Source organism: Candidatus Competibacteraceae bacterium (assembly GCA_016699715.1).
GTDB lineage: Bacteria > Pseudomonadota > Gammaproteobacteria > Competibacterales > Competibacteraceae > Competibacter.
Map to the genome: position 1 here is coordinate 24047 of CP065007.1, position 16904 is coordinate 40950.

The window sequence follows — 16904 nt, forward strand, 5'->3', positions numbered from 1 at the left end:
CGGTAGGTCAGGAAAAACCGCGTCGGCGGAACACGGGCGGTTCTTCTACATCCCCCACACCGTAACCGTTCGTCCCCATGCGGCGATTTCCCGGCGGAACAACCGCTCCTCCCACGGCTTGCCGGACACACGGTCGAAAATCACCAGATACCCCTGTTCCGCCTTGCGGCGATCGAGGTAGGCGCAGGTCTGCGCCAAGCCGGTTGCCAGCGTCCGTTCGAGGTCGCCGTGCAGCATGCGGGCCTCGATCACCGTCCGCTGGCAGCCGCCCGCATGCGGCCAGAGCAGCAGCATATCGGTGCACCAGCGTCCCAGCCCACACTCCTGCTCGATCTGGCCGTCGATATCGACCACCCGCCGCAGAAAGGCCTGCAGCATTATCAGAGGACCGGCCCTCTGGTAGCGAATCTCTGCGATCCAGTTTTCGGAGTACTCCCGAAAAAACGCCTGGAAAGCGTCCAGCAGGGTGGGCACATCCAAACAACCGTCGGGCCGGAGATAGGTTTCCAGCCTGTGGCTCATCCCGGACTGAAGCGGCCAGCACAACCAGCGAAAGATCAGTTCCTGATAAAAGGGACTGGCGATCTCGATGCCGCCATCCGGATTTTGCTGGATCAATCCCAGGTCCCGCGCGCTGGCAAGATCGTCGGTGCGAAAGCTCATGGCCAGATCCGCGCCGGTTAGCAGCGGCTCGAGCACCCGCCGGATTTCGTCGCGCCAGAGCTTGTCAGCCAGGTGGTCGAAATGCGGTTTTCTCCGCCCCTGCAACAGATTCTTTTTGGCGGCTTCCACCTGTTCCATCGTGATCGCGCACTGTCGGTCCCGGCCCGATTTGGTGGCGAAGCACATCTCGTAGCCCAGCGCATTGACCAGCCACGGCTGCCCACGGGTCAGTTCCCAAACCCGCGCCAGCGCGTCCGCGGCGAAATCCTGGCCGGTGTCTTCGGTGTGCTGGCGGTACAGCGCGGTGACCTCATCCGACGATAAATTGTCCAGTCGCAACGATTCCGCCTTAAAATTGAACACGCTCCCGCCGGTGATGAAACCCTTCTCCCGGTCGGAATGGATGCGGTAATGACGCACATCCCTAACCCCGCACAGAATCACGCTTTGCGGAAACAGGCGCGGACGCTTGGCGTGTCCGGTCCGTAACTGCCTCAGAATCGAGATTAGCGTATTGCCCTTCAATGCATCGATCTCATCGACCAACAGCACCAGCGGCAGGGGGCTGTGCGCCGCCCAGCGGCCGAGCATCTCTCCCAGAACCCGCTCCTCGCCGTAATGCCTCAGCAGCTCCATGGCTATCGATTCGGGATAGCCGTCCCGCAGGTAATCCCGCGCACTGGCGACGATCTCGTCCATCAGGGTGCGGATGTTGCGGCGGACATCCTCGGGCGCAATGTGGGCAATTTCCGCGTTGACGTACACGCAGCGATACTTGCCCTGCCGGTTCAGATATTCCATCAATGCCAGCAGGCAGGAAGTCTTGCCGCTCTGCCGGGGCGCGTGTAGCACGAAATACTTTTCCTGCTCGATCAGCGCCAGAATTTCCGTTAAATCAAAACGGGACAGTGGTGGCAACGCGTAATGTTTGGCCAGTCTGATCGGACCTGCTGTGTTGAAAAAGCGCATAGTATAGAAGTCCCGTGTTATGTCTCTTCTAAGAGACTGTATGAAAACTAACTTATTGATTATATAAGACTAACTTCTGGTGATATTCGGCAAAAATCGCGCGTAAACGGACTTCCACGCATAACCCGTTGATTTACGGTCTGGTGTTTTTATACGGCTTCTAAAAGAGCGTTGCGCATATCCTAACGGCTTCACTTCCTGTTTGGCGTGGCTGATTTACTCCCCTGTTCCGCCAGCGCCCAGGCGACATGCTCCCGCACCAGCGCCGACGGATGCATCATCCGGCCCCGCAAGGCGGCCACCGCCGCCGCCGAATGTGGCGCGTTACCCAAAGCCACGGCGATGTTGCGCAGCCAGCGTTCGTGGCCGATCCGGCGGATGGCGCTGCCCTCGGTGCGGCGCAGGAATTCCGCCTCGTCCCAGCCGAACAGTGCGATCAACCCCGGCGCGTCCAGCCCATGCCGGGTGCGAAAGTCCGGTTCGACGCTCGGTTGGGCGAAGCGATTCCACGGGCAGACCCACTGGCAGTCGTCGCAACCGTAAATACGGTTGCCGATGGCGCGGCGAAATTCCAGCGGAATCGGTCCATGCAGTTCGATGGTGTGGTAGGAAATACAGCGACGGGCGTCCACCCGGTACGGCGCGACGATGGCCTGGGTCGGACAAATAGCCAGGCAGGCGGTGCAACGGCCACAGTGCGCGCGGGCCGGTCGATCCACCGGCAGCGGCAAATCCACGTAAATCTCGCCGAGAAAAAACCACGAACCGGCGCGGCGGTCCAGCAGGTTACTGTGTTTGCCGATCCAGCCCAGCCCAGCCTTCTCCGCCAGCGCTTTCTCCAGCACCGGAGCGCTGTCGCTAAACACCCGATAACCGAACGGGCCGATGGCGGCGGCGATGCGTTCGGCCAGCCGTTGCAGGCGCTGTCGCAAGACCTTGTGATAATCCCGGCCCAGGGCGTAGCGCGACACATAGCCGAGTTCGGGCTGGTTTAACACCTGCTGGGGCGCGGCGGCGGCCGGCGGTAGATAATCCATCCGCGCCGCGATCACCCGCACCGTGCCCGGCACCAATTCCGCTGGTCGGCCGCGCTTGAGCCCGTGCCGGGCCATATACTCCATCTCGCCGTGAAAGCCTTCGGCCAGCCAGTCGAGCAGCCGCGCCTCGGGCGCGCCCAGCTCGATACCGGTGATGCCGATCTGCTGGAAACCGAGTTCGCGCCCCCACGCCTTGATGGCGGTGGCCAGTTCGGCAAGTTGGGCATCGTCTGGGGCAACGGTCATGGCGGCGACTAGAATTGAAAGGAGAAGCTTGGCTTATTGTGCCTCCAATCGAGGCGGCGAAGGAGTTTCCCATGCGTGAACTGCCCGTCGAACTGTATCGCGCCGCGCAGGTGCGAGAACTGGATCGCATCGCCATCGCGGAGCGCGGCATTCCCGGTTATACCCTGATGGGTCGGGCCGGTGAAGCGGCATTCCAACTGTTGGGCCAGCGCTGGCCGAAAGCACGGCGGATTGTGGTGGTCTGCGGTGGCGGCAACAACGGCGGCGATGGCTACGTGGTGGCACGGTTGGCCCGTCAGGCCGGGATCGACGCCCGCGTGCTGACGGTTGCCGACCCGGCCACCCTGCGCGGCGACGCGCAAACCGCCTGGCGGGATGCCCGCGCCGCCGAGATCGTGATCGTGCCGTTCAATACCGCCGAATTGCATGATGTCGATCTTATCGTCGATGCCATTCTCGGCACCGGCCTGGAACGGGCGGTCAGCGGCCTCTGGCGGGAAGCCATTGAGGCGATGAACGCCAACCCCGCCGATATCCTGGCGCTTGATATTCCTTCCGGCCTGCACGCCGACACCGGCGCGATCCTGGGCGCGGCGGTCCACGCGACGGCCACTCTGACCTTCATCGGCCTCAAGCAGGGTCTGTTCACTGGACAGGGACCGGCCTGTTGCGGCGATATCGGCTTCGCGGATCTCGCCGTGCCACCGGATATCTACCCGGCACTGCACCCCGCCTGTTGGCGCTATGGCGGCGAGGATTTGCCGGCGCTGCTGCCACGCCGCTCGCGCAGCGCTCACAAGGGACACTTCGGTCATGTGCTGGTGGTCGGCGGCGAGCTGGGGATGGCGGGCGCGGCGCGGATGGCGGCCGAAGCCGCCGCCCGCTGCGGCGCGGGGCTGACCAGCATCGCCACCCGGGCCGCCCACGCCGGTTTGCAGGCGGCGGCCCGGCCGGAACTGATGTTTCACGGCGTCGAAACGCCGGCCGAATTGGTTCCGCTGCTGGACCGGGCGACGGTGGTTGCCATCGGGCCGGGACTGGGTCGCGCCGTCTGGGGCCGGACCCTGCTGCACGCCGTCCTCGCCAGCGACAAACCGCTGGTGGTGGACGCCGACGCGCTGAACCTGCTGGCCGCCGAGCCGGTTTTTCGCGACCACTGGGTTTTGACGCCGCATCCCGGCGAAGCCGCCCGGTTGCTGAAGATGACCCCGGCCGAGGTCGAAGCCGACCGCTTCACCGCCGTCGAGGAACTGGCGTTGCGCTTCGGTGGCGTGACGGTGCTCAAGGGAGCCGGTTCGCTGATCGCCAGCAAGGCGGATGGGCTGGTGGCGCTCTGCGCGGCGGGCAATCCGGGCATGGCCAGCGGTGGCATGGGCGACGTATTGACCGGGGTGATCGCCGCGCTGCTGGCGCAGGGACTGTCGCCGTTCGCGGCGGCCAGGGCCGGCGTCTATCTGCACGGGCGGGCCGGCGATCTGGCGGCGCGAGCGGGCGGCGAGCGGGGCCTGTTGGCGACCGATCTGCTACCCTGTTTGCGGCAACTGGTGAATGCCTAAACCATGTTCGAACACTATCTCGATTCCGCCGCCGCCACCGAAGCGCTGGGGGCGCGGCTGGCCGGCGGGCTGACGCCCGGCTGCGTTCTCACCCTAAGTGGCGACCTGGGCGCCGGCAAGACCACGCTGGTGCGGGGTCTGCTGCGCGCCCTCGGCCATCGTGGTACGGTGAAAAGCCCCACCTTCACACTGGTGGAACCTTATCAGTTGGCTGGCTGGCGGCTGTTTCACTGGGATCTGTACCGGCTGGCCGATCCCGAGGAGTTGGAGTATCTGGGCTTGCGCGATCAGATCGACGGCGAGGCGGTGCTGCTGGTCGAGTGGCCGGAACACGGCCCCGGCGAACTGCCGCCGGCCGACCTGGAAATCGCTCTCACTTACGCCGGCGAAGGCCGCGCCTGCCGCTTGGAACCCCGCTCCCCGCCCGGCCAGGCCCTGCTGGCGGGTTTAGTCAACATCAGCTTATGACTCTTCCAGGTCTGCCCACAGCGCGCCCAGTTCCTGGGCAATCTCGATAAATGGCTCGACACTGACGGCATCCTGTTCCTGAAACAGCCCGATCACCGTCCAGCGTCCTTCATGCAGGGCAAACGCTTCCAGGGTATGAGCCAGCGGGTCCACCAGCCAGAGGTACGGCGTGCCGTGGCGGGCGTACACCGGCATCTTGACCACCCGGTCCTTGCGAGCCGTGGACGGGGATAAGATTTCGCAGACCCAATCCGGCACGACTTCGATCCGATGATCGCGGGGCAAGCGCGGCATCCGCTCTCGTTGCCATCCAGCGAGATCGGGAACCAGCACCTCGGTGTCACGGATGAAATGGATTTCCGGCTCGTCCAAAATCCACCATCCCCCCGGTCCACCACGCCCCCGATGATAGGCGGAGCCAATATCCATTCCCAAGCCCGAACCGGCTAATGCATGTGGATTGGTCGGGCGCGGTTGGGTATACAGCCGGCTATTGATGATTTCGCCGGTCAGGTTTTCCGGCAAGGCTTCCAGTTGGGTATACAACTCATCGGAATACGTCGCTTTTTCCATCACGGCGGACATCGCAATACCTCCTGCTGGCTCAGTGGCTTTTAGGCCTTCTCCCTAGCTTGGATCTTTCCTCCGGCAACAATGATGTCAGTTGCCGATAACGCTCGAACAAAAATGCCACCCGTTCCGCCTCGCCGGCGAATATCGTGCCGCCGTGGACCGCATCCACGACATGGTCGAGATGGCGGTGCGTTTGCGCAGTTCCGGCGGCATGGTCAATGGGTCGTTTACGCCGCCTGGCTTTTTTCCTTTTCCTCTTCCAGATGCTTGCAGTCGATGCACAATTCCGCCGTGGGCCGCGCTTCCAACCGGCGCAGGCCGATTTCCACGCCGCAGCCCTCGCAGTAGCCATAGTCATCGCTGGCAAGCCGGCCGAGCGCCTTGTCGATCTTGTGCAACAGCTTGCGTTCCCGGTCCCGGGCGCGCAGGTTGATCGTGAATTCCTCTTCCTGACTGGCCCGGTCATTCGGGTCCGGCAGGTTCAAGGGTTCGTCCTGCATGCTGGTTACGGCGCGTCGGCCCTCTTCCATCAATTCCTGTTTCCAGGCCAACAGAATGGCGCGAAAGTGGTTTTTTTGCTGATCGTTCATGTACTCCTCCCCTTTGTCCACGCGATAAGCCGTAAAGCCCGCTAGCGTTTCAGTCATTGTTTATCCGCCTTTAGCTTTTTAGAGTGCCTCAAAAATCCAACGACCGGCCGCACCTGGCTATCCGGTGTAACGGTCGGCGCTTATGCGTCAAGCACGGTTTATTCTAGAAGGAAACTGTGACGCCAGCGTTCAACTTGCGGGATCGACCGTTCAGATACCGCTCAGACAGGCCCGCAACGAGGTGGCCAGCCCTTGCAGAAGCTGAAAATAGGCGTCGGGACCCGGCGGTAGCTCCGCGCCCAGCGGATCGAGCACGCCTCGGCGAACAGCGCCGCCGGCAATGATCGTTTCCACCAGCGCCGGCTGAAACTGCGGCTCGCTGAACACGCAGCGCGCCTGAAGATCGCGGATACGGGCCTGAATTTCCGCCACCCGCCGGGCGCCGGGCCGCCGCTCCGCGCTCATCGTCACCGAACCGATCGCATCCAGGTCGTAGCGCCGTTCGAAATATTGATAGGCGTCGTGAAATACCAGGTAGGGTTGCTGCTTGACCGGCGCCAGTTCCGTGGCCAGTCGCTGGTTCAAGCGGTCGAGACGCTCGATCAGCGCCGCGCCGTTGCGTTGATAATCGGCACGATGAGCAACGTCCGTCTCGCCCAGCACGGCCATGATCTGGCGCACCATGGCGATGGCGTTGACCGGGTCCAGCCAGACATGAGGGTCGCGATCGGCCCGGTGATCGTGCCCATGATCATGATGGTCGCCAGCTTCCGGTTTATCGTGATCGTCATGCCCATGCGACTCCCAGGCGCCGCCCTCCCGCAGCGGCAGTACCGTCATGCCCGGAGCGTCCAGCAACGCCACGACGCGGACCTTGTCCTTGACATTATCCAGCGGCCGGATCAGAAAGTTCTCCAGGTCCGGTCCGATCCAGAACACCACTTGAGCCTGGTCGATGGCGCGGGCCTCCGACGGCTTCAGGCTGTAGTCGTGCGGCGAAGCCCCGCCGGACACCAGTAGCAGCGGTTCGCCCACGCCCTGCATGACGCCGGTCACCAACGAGTGCACCGGCTTGATGCTGGTCACGATCTGGGGCTGGGTGGCCAGGGCGATCAGCGGCAGGAACAGCAGTCCTCCCAACAGTTTTTTCAGTACGCCCGATCCCTTCGGATTAAACGGCATCGCCTTACTCCTCTGTTATGTTATAGAATAACGTTTGTTATAGAATAACATTTTAAACATTCGGTCAAGCTGAAGTGACGGAGCCCTTATGCGGCAAGCCATGGATTTTTTCTGTCCACCTCCGGCCGACGCGCAACAAGCACTGGCACGGGCGGAAACCTTGTGCCAGCAGCGCGGCGCCCGCCTTACCGACTTGCGCCGGCGCGTGCTGGAAATCATCTGGAACAGCGCCAAGCCGCTGGGTGCGTACACCATTCTCGACGTGCTGCGCGACGACGGTCGCCAGGGTGCGCCACCCACCGTGTACCGGGCCTTGGACTTTCTGTTGGCGCAGGGCTTGATCCACCGGCTGGCCTCGCTGAACGTATTCACCGGCTGCCGTCGGCCGGGCGGCCACCACAGCGGTCAGTTTCTGATCTGCCGGGATTGTGGCCGAGTCAGCGAATTGAGCAACCCGGCAATCGACGAACTGCTGCGCGCCGAAACCGATGCCTGTGGCTTCGAGGCGCTGGCGCAGATCGTGGAGATTCTCGGCCGCTGCCCGGACTGCCTGGATGAAGCGACACGTCATGGCTGAACTACTGCTCACGGCCGAAAACATCAGCCTGGCCATCCGGGGTAACCCGATCTTGCAAGGCGTCAACCTGCGGGTCGCGGCCGGAGAAATTATCGCCCTGATCGGCCCGAACGGCGCCGGCAAATCCACGTTGGCGCGGGTGCTGCTGGGCTTGCTGCGGCCGGACAGCGGCCGGGTCTGGCTACGGCCCGGCTTGCGGGTCGGCTACATGCCGCAACGGCTGGCGCTGGACGACACCCTGCCGCTGTCCGTGCAGCGCTTTGTCACCCTCGGCACCCCGGCGACGCGGGCGCGCGTGCAAGCGGCGCTGGCGGAAGTCGGCGCCCCTCATGTGCTCGACTCGCCGGTGCAAGCGGTTTCCGGCGGCGAACTGCAACGGGTGATGCTGGCGCGCGCGCTGCTGCGCGAGCCCGATTTGCTAGTGCTGGACGAACCGATTCAGGGCGTGGACCTGAACGGTCAATACGAGTTGTACGACTTGATCAGCGGCCTGCGTCGCAAGCGCGGCTGCGGGATCGTGATGGTCTCGCACGAACTGCATCTGGTGATGGCCACCACCGACCATGTTCTGTGCCTGAATCGGCACGTCTGCTGTTCCGGTCATCCCGACCACGTCGCCCGCGATCCCGCCTACCTGAAACTATTCGGTATTGACGGCGCGCGGCGGCTGGCGGTCTATCACCACCACCACAACCACCATCACGACCTGCACGGCGCCGTGGTGCCCGATCCACTCCTTGCTCCCACGCGGGGAGGAGAGGATGTCCACCGTCCGCCCGTGGAGCAGGATCATGGATGATTTTCTGGCGCGCGCCCTGCTCGGCGGCGTTGGCGTGGCGCTGGCCGCCGGCCCGCTGGGCGCGTTCATCGTCTGGCGGCGCATGGCCTATTTTGGCGATACCCTGGCCCATTCGGGGCTGCTGGGCATCGTGCTCGGTACCGTGCTGAATCTCAACCTGCAACTGGGTGTGGCGATCACCTGCCTGGTGGTGGCGCTGGTGCTGGTGCTGCTGCAACGGCAGCGCCGGCTGGCGACGGATACCCTGCTGGGCATCCTCGCCCACACCGCGCTGTCGCTGGGACTGGTGGCGCTGGCGTTTCTGGAAACGGTGCGGATCGATCTGACCGCTTATTTGTTCGGCGATATTTTGGCGATCAGCCGAATCGATGTGTACTGGATCTGGGGCGGCGCCTTGCTGGCGCTGGGGGCGTTGGCCCGGCTGTGGCGGCCACTGCTGGCGATCACCGTGCACGAGGAATTGGCGCAGGTGGAAGGCGTGCCGGTCTTTCCCATCCGACTGGCGTTCATGCTGCTGGTTGCCATCGTCATCGCCGTGGCGATGAAAGTGGTCGGCATCCTGCTCATCACCTCGCTGCTGATCATTCCAGCGGCGGCGGCACGGCGGTTCGCCCGCTCGCCGGAAGGCATGGCGCTGCTGGCCAGCGGGCTGGGCTGTACGGCGGTGGGGCTCGGCTTGTGGGCTTCGCTGCGCTGGGACACGCCGGCCGGACCTTCGGTCGTGCTGGCCGCCGCCGCCCTGTTCGTGCTGAGTTCGGTGGTCCCCGGCCGGTCGTGGCGCTAGTTGGGCGAAGCTGGTACCCGCGGTGGCCATGGGAAAGCCGAAACCTGATTTCTGATGGTGAGTGCTCCGGCTGAGTTCAATCCACTGGCTTGCGAGTTATTCGCAAAATTGTGGCGATTGAAATAAGAGGCATGTCTCTTTCTCAATAATAAATGTTCACTATAATTAACGAGCATCAAAGAGCGATGCATCTAAATTTGAACAGCGGCGAGGTAAGGAGGCGGAGTTTTTGGCGTCTCTTGTTGCGATGCCGCAACATTTTTTGAGGTAGAGAAAAGCGTTTTCGGCTAAATCGAGGAGGCCAGCACTCATGAACAAGAACCCTCGTCTATCTCGCCATGGTCGTCCCCCTCCATGGCTGCGTATAAATCGTGCCAGTGTATTAGGCTGGCTGTGGCTCTGGCTGGCGCTGCTGAATCCAGGACTGGCGCTGGGGGCTTGTGGCGATACCTGGACCTTGGTCAACCCACGGCCGCAGAGTAATACGCTGCAAGCCGTGACCCACGACAACAGCCAATTTGTGGCGGTAGGCCCCTCAGGCACGATCATCACTAGCCCCGACGGGGTGGCTTGGACTGTCCGAAACTCCGGAACGACGAGCATCCTCCAAGGTGTCACCGGATCGGGCAGCCAGTTCGTGGCGGTGGGCAATGGTGGCTCGATCATCACTAGCCCCGACGGAGCGACTTGGACTATCCGAAACTCCGGGACGCCGTACACCCTCCAGGACGTCACCTGGTCGGGTAGCCAGTTCGTGGCGGTAGGCAACACTGGTTCGATCCTCACCAGCCCCGATGGGGTGATTTGGACCCCTCGAAACTCCGAGACGACGCAGGTGCTTTATGGCGTCACCTGGTCGGGCAGCCAGTTCGTGGCGGTAGGCGGTGGCACAGTCCTCACTAGCCCCGACGGCGTGACCTGGACCACCCAAATTTCCGGGGCGACGCAGATGCTTACGAGTGTCACCGGGTCGGGCAGCCAGTTCGTGGCCGTGGGCAATGGTGGCTCGATCATCACTAGCCCCGACGGAGCGACTTGGACTATCCGAAACTCCGGGATGCCGTACACCCTCCAGGACGTCACCTGGTCGGGTAGCCAGTTCGTGGCGGTAGGCAACACTGGTTCGATCCTCACCAGCCCCGACGGGGTGACATGGACTATCCGAAGCTATGGGACGACGGAAGCCCTTTACGGTGTCACTTGGTCGGGCAGCCAGTACGTGGCGGTGGGCGGGACTGGCACGATCCTCGCCAGTCCCGACGGGATGACCTGGACTACCCGCTCCGGAACGGCGGAAGCCCTTTACGGTGTCACTTGGTCGGGCAGCCAGTACGTGGCGGTGGGCGGGACTGGCACGATCCTCACCAGTCCCGACGGGATGGCTTGGACTATCCGAAGATATGCGCCGGGCAGCCTCCAGGGCGTCGCTTGGTCAGGTAGCCAGTTCGTGGCGGTGGGCACCGACGCGATTCTCACCAGTCCCGATGGGGCGACTTGGACTACCCGCTCTGGGGCGTCGAACTTCCTCCAGGATGTCACTTGGTCGGGCAGCCAGTTCGTGGCCGTGGGCTACTTTGGCAGAATCCTCACCAGCCCCGACGGGGTGACCTGGACTCCCCAAGCTTCCGGACTGACGACGAAAGTGCTTTACGACGTCTCTTGGTCGGGTAGCCAGTTCGTGGTCGTGGGCGAGACTGGCACGATCCTCACCAGCCCCGATGGGGTGACCTGGACCCCTCAAGCTTCCGGGACGACGAGCACCCTCACTGGCGTCACTTGGTCGGGCAGCCAGTTCGTGGCGGTCAGCCCTAACACGATTCTCATCAGTCCCGACGGAGTGACTTGGACCTCCAAAACTCCCGGGATGGCGTTTCCTTTTGGCGTCACTTGGTCGGGCAGCCAATTCGTTGCGGGAGGCAACCTTGGCACGATTCTCACCAGTCCCGACGGCATGACCTGGACCCCCCAAGTTTCCGGGATATCGCAACAACTTCAGGATGTCGCCTGGTCGGGCAGTCGGTTCGTGGCCGTGGGTTACTTTGGCACAATCCTCACCAGCGCCTGTCCCTGGGGAGACAGCCTGAGCTTGACCGATGATCGCTGGACCATGATCGGATTGCCGGCGGTGCCGACCACTCCCACCGTGGCGGGCGTATTCGGCGACGCGCTCGGCCTCAACTATCCCGCTGACTGGGTTCTGTATCGGCGCAATTACGCGCCTCTCCAGTACCAGCAACTGGCGCTCAGCGATCCGGTCACCCAGGAAACCGGCTACTGGATCAAAAACACCACCGGGGATACCACACTGAGCATCGCTGCTGCTGCTGGCACGGCGACCGCCCCGCTGACCACCACCAACTGTCCTTCCGCCGTGGGTTGTTACGTTATTCCCCTGACTGCGGCGGCGAGCGGTGACCGCTACAACCTGGTCGGAATGCCATTCCCCTATCCGGTCGGCTGGTGGGACGTGCAAGTCGAGGTCAATGGCATCGCCTATGACTTGGGCAGCACCGAGGCCAATACCTACGTCGATCCCGGCTACTGGGTCTGGGACGGCGCCGACTACGACGCTTACGACGCCACCACCCCCGGCCTGGTTGGGATGCTGCAACCCTGGCAAGGGGTATGGGTCAAGGTGTTGCCTGGCAGCATCGGCCAAACGGTCAACCTGTTGATTCCCGCACTACCCAAAACCAGCCAAAGCTCCGCTCCCACCGATCCGGTTGCGGTGGCTCCGGCTCGTGAGGGGTGGCAAAATGCGCTGGATTGGTTGCTCGCTCCTGCCGTCGCCGCGTCCGACGACTATGCCCGCGCCAGCGGCCGGCGCGGTCGCGACGCTCGACGCGACGACAACGGCCGGGCCATTCAACAAGGCCAGGCCTGGTACGTTCGCCTGATCGCCGAGGAACCAACGCTGAACATGCGGAGCCGTAATAACGTATTCGGCCAACTACCGGACAGCGAAGTAGGCTATGACGCCCACGACCTGCTGAAACTGGCGCCCTTTGGCAGTCCCTACCTCTCCGTCGTTTTCCCCCATCCCGACTGGGATTCTCAGGCCGGCGATTACGCCAGCGACTACCGCTCCAATCGAGAAGGCAGGGGTCGAGGCTTGCCCGCCGCGAATTGGCGCTTCGAAATCCGTACCGATACCGCCGGTCGCATCGTGCAACTGCGTTGGGAAGGTCCGTTGGAGGTACTGCGCCGCTCCGAGTTGCTCGATGAGGATACCGGCGCTCGCTACAAGGTTAGCCGTCAGCGCTATGTTGAGGATGGCATCCCCGTCACCATGACCACCCCAGTACGCCATTTCACCTGGCGCTACGCGGGTCGCTCGTCCGGTCGTTAACTCTGTGTTCCTCCCACGCCCAGGATTCCTTCCCCCGCGTGGGGGAAGGGGCCAAACCCAGGATACCTCCAATGCAAAATGATGAATCCTTGAATCCGGTCAATTCCACCGCCAAGCCAATCAATTCGGATGAAACCGCTCCCGCCATCGACCGCCGTGAAGCGTTGGAAAAACTCGGCAAGCTGGCCTACACCACACCGGTCCTGATAACCTTGCTGCTCTCTGACCGAGCGAGCGCCGCTTCTTGTCCGGGCGGTTTACCCCCAGACCCAGGTGGCAACTGCTGACCACAGTCCCAACCCCAAGTTGAAGCAGGGTCGGGGATTTCTCGGCTAAATGGGCAACGCGACGCCACTCGATCCGGGAAAAGCAATGGCATGACGCTTCCCGCACGCTGGCTAGCGGCGTCCATCGCCGACCATCTGGTACTGGCCCGGCTTGGCCCACAGCGCGGACAAAAGCTGCTGGTGCTGGACCCGCTGGCCGGTTGGATTTGGCAAAGTTACCACGCCGGTTTGCGCGTCGCCGAGATAGCGGGACTGCTGGCGACGCGCTTCGGTTTATCTCTGGGTCAGGCCCGCGCCGATGTCGTGGCGTTGCTCGAAGCTTGGCGCCATGCGAGTGAGCCCGAAACGGCAATGCCTAACTCCGAAGGCTCGCAAACCACTGTCGAGGACGTGTTCCCGACCGACCCCCCACCGCCCGCTGCTTCAACCTGGATGTTGCAACTGGCCGACCGGCGGATGGCGCTGGTCGTGGACGATCCCGCTCTCGCCGAACCGCTGGCCCGAATCATCGATCATCTGGGTGTGGAACCGGGGCTTTTCCCCGACCATCGCCTCCGACTCAGCGGAATCGCCAGCGGCTGGCGGCTGGCTGTGGACGGTGCCCCCATCGCTGCCGGCGATGCATTCGACGAAGCCATCGCTCGAACTGTATCCGAACTGGTGGAGTGGGGTTGCGATATCAATAGTCGTCTGTTGGTATTGCATGCCGCTGGGCTCAGCCAGTCTGGTCGGGGCGTGCTGTTGATCGGTCAGGGTGGTTCTGGCAAAACTACCTTGGCCGCAGCGCTCAATGCCGAAGGGTTCGGCCTGCTAGGCGATGACGTGATCCCGGTCAACCTTGATGGCCAACTGGTCGGTATCGGCATGAGCTTGTGCCTGAAGTCAGGCAGTTGGCCGGTTTTGGCATCGTGCCTGCCCAACCTCGACCATGCCCCTCTTATCGAGCGCTTCGGTCAACAGGTACGCTTTTCGCCGCCGCCGGGGCCGGTGATGCGGGGACCGATTCCTATGGGTGTCTTTCTGTTCCCCCATTATCGGCCCAGCGGCGGACCTACTCTCGAACCATTGGAGCCGGTAGCCGTGTTGCAGAGGATCGTCGAAGCGGAACCGGTCATTTCCACCCTAGACCCGGACCGGCTGAACACCCTGACCCGCTGGGTGAGTTCGGTCCCCGCGTTCGCCCTGACCTATGCCCATCTCGACCAGGCTCTGGCCTTGACCGAACGGGCACTCGTGGAGAGCGGTTTCCCGACGGCTCCACTCTATCAAAGCGCCTCCTAAAGTTCCCGCAAGCTGCGCCAGGGGGGGTGGCTCAGTGCCGAACGCGCGCCCAGCAGTCCGGCCAGACCCACTCCCAATACCCCCACGCCACCGCCGAGCAGCCAGATCCATGGATTCCATTGATAGGGGAATTCGAACACCCGCACGGCCAGCACGTAGCCCAGCACGGTCGCGGCGGCGGCGGCCAGTATCCCGGCCAGCAGCCCCAGCGTGGCGAATTCCGCCAGCAGGCTTTGCCGCACCACCGCCCGACGCGCGCCCAGGGTGCGCAGCACGGCGCTTTCGAAACGGCGTTCGTCCTGAGTGGCCTGAATCGCCGCGTATAACACCACCAGCCCGGCCGCCAGGGTAAACAGGAACACGTACTCGACGGCGGAGATCACCCGGTCCATGATCTCGCGGACCTTGCTCATCAGCGCATCCACATCCAGCACCGTCACCGACGGATACTGGCGCACCAAGTCCGCCAGCAGCGGCTTCTGTCCGGCGGGCAGGTGAAAGCTGGTGATCCAGGTCGCCGGATAGCTGTCCAGCACGCCAGACGGGAACACTACGAAGAAATTGGCCCGGAACGAATCCCATTCCACGCTGCGCAAACTGACGACTTTCGCCTGCAAATCCTGACCGGCGATCTGGAAGCGCACGGTGTCGCCCACGGCGATGCCGAGTTCCTCCGCCAGCCCGATCTCCACCGAAGCAACGCCCTGGCCCTGATCGCCCGCGTCCCACCAGCGGCCGGCGAGGATGCGGTTATCCTCCTGCAAGCGGTCGGTCCAAGACAGGTTGAACTCCCGCTCCACTAATCGCTTGGCGCGCGGGTTGTCGTAATCGTCCGGTCCCACCGCCCGCTCGTTGATCGCCGTCAGCCGCCCGCGCACCATCGGGAACAATTCCGCGTCGCGCAAGCCGTGCTCGCGCAGGAAGGCGCGCACCCCGGCCACCTCGCCGGGCTGGATGTTGATCAAAAAGTGATTGGGCGCATCGGCCGGCAGGCTGGCCCGCCAGTTGGTCAGCAGATCGGTGCGCACCAGGGTCAGCATCAGCAGCGCCATCAAGCCCAGACCCAGCGCGACGACCTGCACCGCGCTGCCGGGTCCCCGCCGGGCGATGTTGGCCAGCCCAAAGCGCCAGGCCACCCCGACCCGCCCGCGCAGCAGGCCCAAGGCTTTCACCAGCCCCCAGGCCGCCAGCGCCAGCGCCACCACCGTTCCCGCCACGCCGGCGCAGACGTACAGCGCCAGCCGCCATTCCCCCGCCTGCCAGACCAGCAGCGCCAGCGTCGTCGCCACGGCGGGGCCGTACAGCGCCAGCAGGCGCGGGTTGACCGGACCGAGATCGCGGCGCAGCACCCGCAACGGCGGCACCTCCCGCAACCGCAGCAGCGGCGGCAGGCCGAAGCCGAGCAGGGTCACGAAACCGGTCGCCAGCGCCGGCAGGACCGGTTGCCAGGACGGTGCCGGCAGTTCGCTGGTGCCGACCAGTTGGCCGAGCACGCCGCTCAGGCCGTACTGGGCGAGGTAACCGACCAGCAGGCCCGCCGCGCCGGCCAGCAGCGCCAGCGCCAGCAATTCCAGCAGAAACAGCCGGACGATCAGCGTTTCGGTGGCACCGACGCAGCGCAGGATGGCAACGCTGTCCCAGTGGCGGGCGGCGAAGCGGCGGGCGGCGATGGCCACCCCGACCCCGGCCAGGATCACGCTGACCAGCGCCGCCAGACTCAGAAACCGTTGCGCCCGCTCCAGCGCCGCCCGCAGTTCGGCGCGGGCATCACGCACGCCTTGCAGCTTCTCGCCGCTCGCCAGCCGGGGTTGCGCCCAGGTTTTGAAGGCGTCGAGCGCCGCCGGCTCGCCGGCCAGCAGCAGGCGGTATTCGACCCGGCTGCCGGGCTGTACCAGTTGGGTCGAAGGGATGTCGGCCAGATTCATCATCAGGCGGGGCGCGATGCTGAACAGATCGCCGGCCCGATCCGGCTCGTAGGCCAGCACCGGACCGACCCGGAACTCGCGGTTGCCGAGGTTCACCGCGTCGCCGACCTGAAGATTCAGCCCCTGCAACAGCCGCTCGTCCAGCCAGACCTGCCCCGGATCGGGGATGGCAGCGACGGCGCGGGGTGGACCGAACGGCCGGTCGCTGATCTGCAAGACGCCGCGCAGCGGGTAGCCGGGGCCGACCGCCTTGACTTCAGTCAGTTGGGTCAGGTCGCCGGCCAGCACCACGCTGCGGAAACTCAAGGTCTCCGCGACCCGCAGACCTTGCCGGCGCGCTTCCTCGGCCAGCAGCGCTTGAATCGGGTTTGGCGCGGACACTACCCAGTCGGCGCCCAGCAACTCGCTGGCCTTGCGCTCCATGGCCTGCTGGATGCGGTCGGTGAAGAAGCCGACGGCGGCGACGCTGGCGACGGCAATCAGCAGGGCAACGGCCAGCACCCGCAGTTCGCCGGACCGCCAGTCGCGGCGCAGGGCGCGCCAGGCCATGCGGCCGACGTTGCGCCAGTTCGGGACGCTGGTTTCGAGCGGGGAATTCAGGGTCGCGGTTTTCGGCAT

14 protein-coding genes are annotated in these 16904 nt (G+C 64.1%); 8 read left to right on the plus strand and 6 right to left on the minus strand.

All coding sequences use genetic code 11. The features are described 5' to 3' along the window. Positions 1-45 precede the first annotated feature (45 nt). On the minus strand, positions 46-1632 hold the full coding sequence (locus IPM89_00120) for an ATP-binding protein (protein QQS54326.1): 1587 nt from the start codon (positions 1630-1632) through the stop codon (positions 46-48). Positions 1633-1823: 191 nt separating this feature from the next. Beyond that, positions 1824-2915, minus strand: coding sequence for a tRNA epoxyqueuosine(34) reductase QueG (gene queG, locus IPM89_00125; protein QQS54327.1), 1092 nt, complete (start codon positions 2913-2915; stop codon positions 1824-1826). A gap of 71 nt (positions 2916-2986) precedes the next feature. Between queG and IPM89_00130 the strand changes: the two genes are divergently transcribed. Beyond that, entirely contained in the window at positions 2987-4471 is a 1485-nt protein-coding gene (locus IPM89_00130; protein ID QQS54328.1) for an NAD(P)H-hydrate dehydratase, read from the plus strand. A gap of 3 nt (positions 4472-4474) precedes the next feature. Further along, positions 4475-4939: a tRNA (adenosine(37)-N6)-threonylcarbamoyltransferase complex ATPase subunit type 1 TsaE gene (gene tsaE, locus IPM89_00135; GenBank protein ID QQS54329.1), complete on the plus strand. Its 465-nt coding sequence runs from the start codon at positions 4475-4477 to the stop codon at positions 4937-4939. Here the strand turns inward: tsaE and IPM89_00140 are convergent. The 3 genes from IPM89_00140 to IPM89_00150 form a co-directional block, all read right to left on the minus strand. Then, positions 4934-5524 (minus strand): Uma2 family endonuclease, encoded by a 591-nt coding sequence (locus tag IPM89_00140; protein ID QQS54330.1) that lies wholly within the window; start codon positions 5522-5524, stop codon positions 4934-4936. The two genes, tsaE and IPM89_00140, sit on opposite strands and share 6 nt — an antisense overlap. 215 nt (positions 5525-5739) lie before the next feature. Beyond that, the gene (gene dksA / locus IPM89_00145; protein ID QQS54331.1) at positions 5740-6159 is read right to left on the minus strand and encodes an RNA polymerase-binding protein DksA; all 420 of its coding nucleotides are present in this window, start codon (positions 6157-6159) and stop codon (positions 5740-5742) included. 153 nt (positions 6160-6312) lie between these two features. Continuing rightward, positions 6313-7284, minus strand: a complete 972-nt coding sequence (locus IPM89_00150) for a zinc ABC transporter substrate-binding protein (GenBank protein ID QQS54332.1) — start codon at positions 7282-7284, stop codon at positions 6313-6315. A gap of 88 nt (positions 7285-7372) precedes the next feature. Between IPM89_00150 and IPM89_00155 the strand changes: the two genes are divergently transcribed. From IPM89_00155 to IPM89_00180, 6 genes are all read left to right on the plus strand, one after another. Continuing rightward, positions 7373-7861, plus strand: coding sequence for a transcriptional repressor (locus IPM89_00155; protein ID QQS54333.1), 489 nt, complete (start codon positions 7373-7375; stop codon positions 7859-7861). Beyond that, positions 7854-8660, plus strand: a complete 807-nt coding sequence (gene znuC, locus IPM89_00160; protein QQS54334.1) for a zinc ABC transporter ATP-binding protein ZnuC — start codon at positions 7854-7856, stop codon at positions 8658-8660. The genes IPM89_00155 and znuC overlap by 8 nt, the downstream gene beginning before the upstream one ends. Further along, positions 8653-9444: a zinc ABC transporter permease subunit ZnuB gene (gene znuB, locus IPM89_00165; GenBank protein QQS55709.1), complete on the plus strand. Its 792-nt coding sequence runs from the start codon at positions 8653-8655 to the stop codon at positions 9442-9444. The genes znuC and znuB overlap by 8 nt, the downstream gene beginning before the upstream one ends. A 310-nt stretch (positions 9445-9754) precedes the next feature. Beyond that, positions 9755-12793: a hypothetical protein gene (locus tag IPM89_00170; GenBank protein ID QQS54335.1), complete on the plus strand. Its 3039-nt coding sequence runs from the start codon at positions 9755-9757 to the stop codon at positions 12791-12793. 71 nt (positions 12794-12864) lie between these two features. Continuing rightward, positions 12865-13080 carry a hypothetical protein gene (locus IPM89_00175; protein ID QQS54336.1) on the plus strand — a complete coding sequence of 72 codons (216 nt, stop codon included), beginning with the start codon at positions 12865-12867 and terminating at the stop codon, positions 13078-13080. 90 nt (positions 13081-13170) lie between these two features. Next, positions 13171-14361 carry a PqqD family peptide modification chaperone gene (locus tag IPM89_00180; GenBank protein ID QQS54337.1) on the plus strand — a complete coding sequence of 397 codons (1191 nt, stop codon included), beginning with the start codon at positions 13171-13173 and terminating at the stop codon, positions 14359-14361. On the opposite strand, the gene IPM89_00185 is transcribed toward IPM89_00180, so the two are convergent. Next, entirely contained in the window at positions 14358-16904 is a 2547-nt protein-coding gene (locus tag IPM89_00185) for an ABC transporter permease (protein QQS54338.1), read from the minus strand. The genes IPM89_00180 and IPM89_00185 overlap by 4 nt on opposite strands.

What these genes read in the sequence shown, in the direction of transcription:
- IPM89_00120 (QQS54326.1), bottom strand. Translation starts at nt 1,632, where the DNA reads ATGCGCTTTTTCAACACAGCAGGTCCGATCAGACTGGCCAAACATTAC.
- queG (QQS54327.1), bottom strand. Translation starts at nt 2,915, where the DNA reads ATGACCGTTGCCCCAGACGATGCCCAACTTGCCGAACTGGCCACCGCC.
- IPM89_00130 (QQS54328.1), top strand. Translation starts at nt 2,987, where the DNA reads ATGCGTGAACTGCCCGTCGAACTGTATCGCGCCGCGCAGGTGCGAGAA.
- tsaE (QQS54329.1), top strand. Translation starts at nt 4,475, where the DNA reads ATGTTCGAACACTATCTCGATTCCGCCGCCGCCACCGAAGCGCTGGGG.
- IPM89_00140 (QQS54330.1), bottom strand. Translation starts at nt 5,524, where the DNA reads ATGTCCGCCGTGATGGAAAAAGCGACGTATTCCGATGAGTTGTATACC.
- dksA (QQS54331.1), bottom strand. Translation starts at nt 6,159, where the DNA reads ATGACTGAAACGCTAGCGGGCTTTACGGCTTATCGCGTGGACAAAGGG.
- IPM89_00150 (QQS54332.1), bottom strand. Translation starts at nt 7,284, where the DNA reads ATGCCGTTTAATCCGAAGGGATCGGGCGTACTGAAAAAACTGTTGGGA.
- IPM89_00155 (QQS54333.1), top strand. Translation starts at nt 7,373, where the DNA reads ATGCGGCAAGCCATGGATTTTTTCTGTCCACCTCCGGCCGACGCGCAA.
- znuC (QQS54334.1), top strand. Translation starts at nt 7,854, where the DNA reads ATGGCTGAACTACTGCTCACGGCCGAAAACATCAGCCTGGCCATCCGG.
- znuB (QQS55709.1), top strand. Translation starts at nt 8,653, where the DNA reads ATGGATGATTTTCTGGCGCGCGCCCTGCTCGGCGGCGTTGGCGTGGCG.
- IPM89_00170 (QQS54335.1), top strand. Translation starts at nt 9,755, where the DNA reads ATGAACAAGAACCCTCGTCTATCTCGCCATGGTCGTCCCCCTCCATGG.
- IPM89_00175 (QQS54336.1), top strand. Translation starts at nt 12,865, where the DNA reads ATGCAAAATGATGAATCCTTGAATCCGGTCAATTCCACCGCCAAGCCA.
- IPM89_00180 (QQS54337.1), top strand. Translation starts at nt 13,171, where the DNA reads ATGACGCTTCCCGCACGCTGGCTAGCGGCGTCCATCGCCGACCATCTG.
- IPM89_00185 (QQS54338.1), bottom strand. Translation starts at nt 16,904, where the DNA reads ATGCCGAAAACCGCGACCCTGAATTCCCCGCTCGAAACCAGCGTCCCG.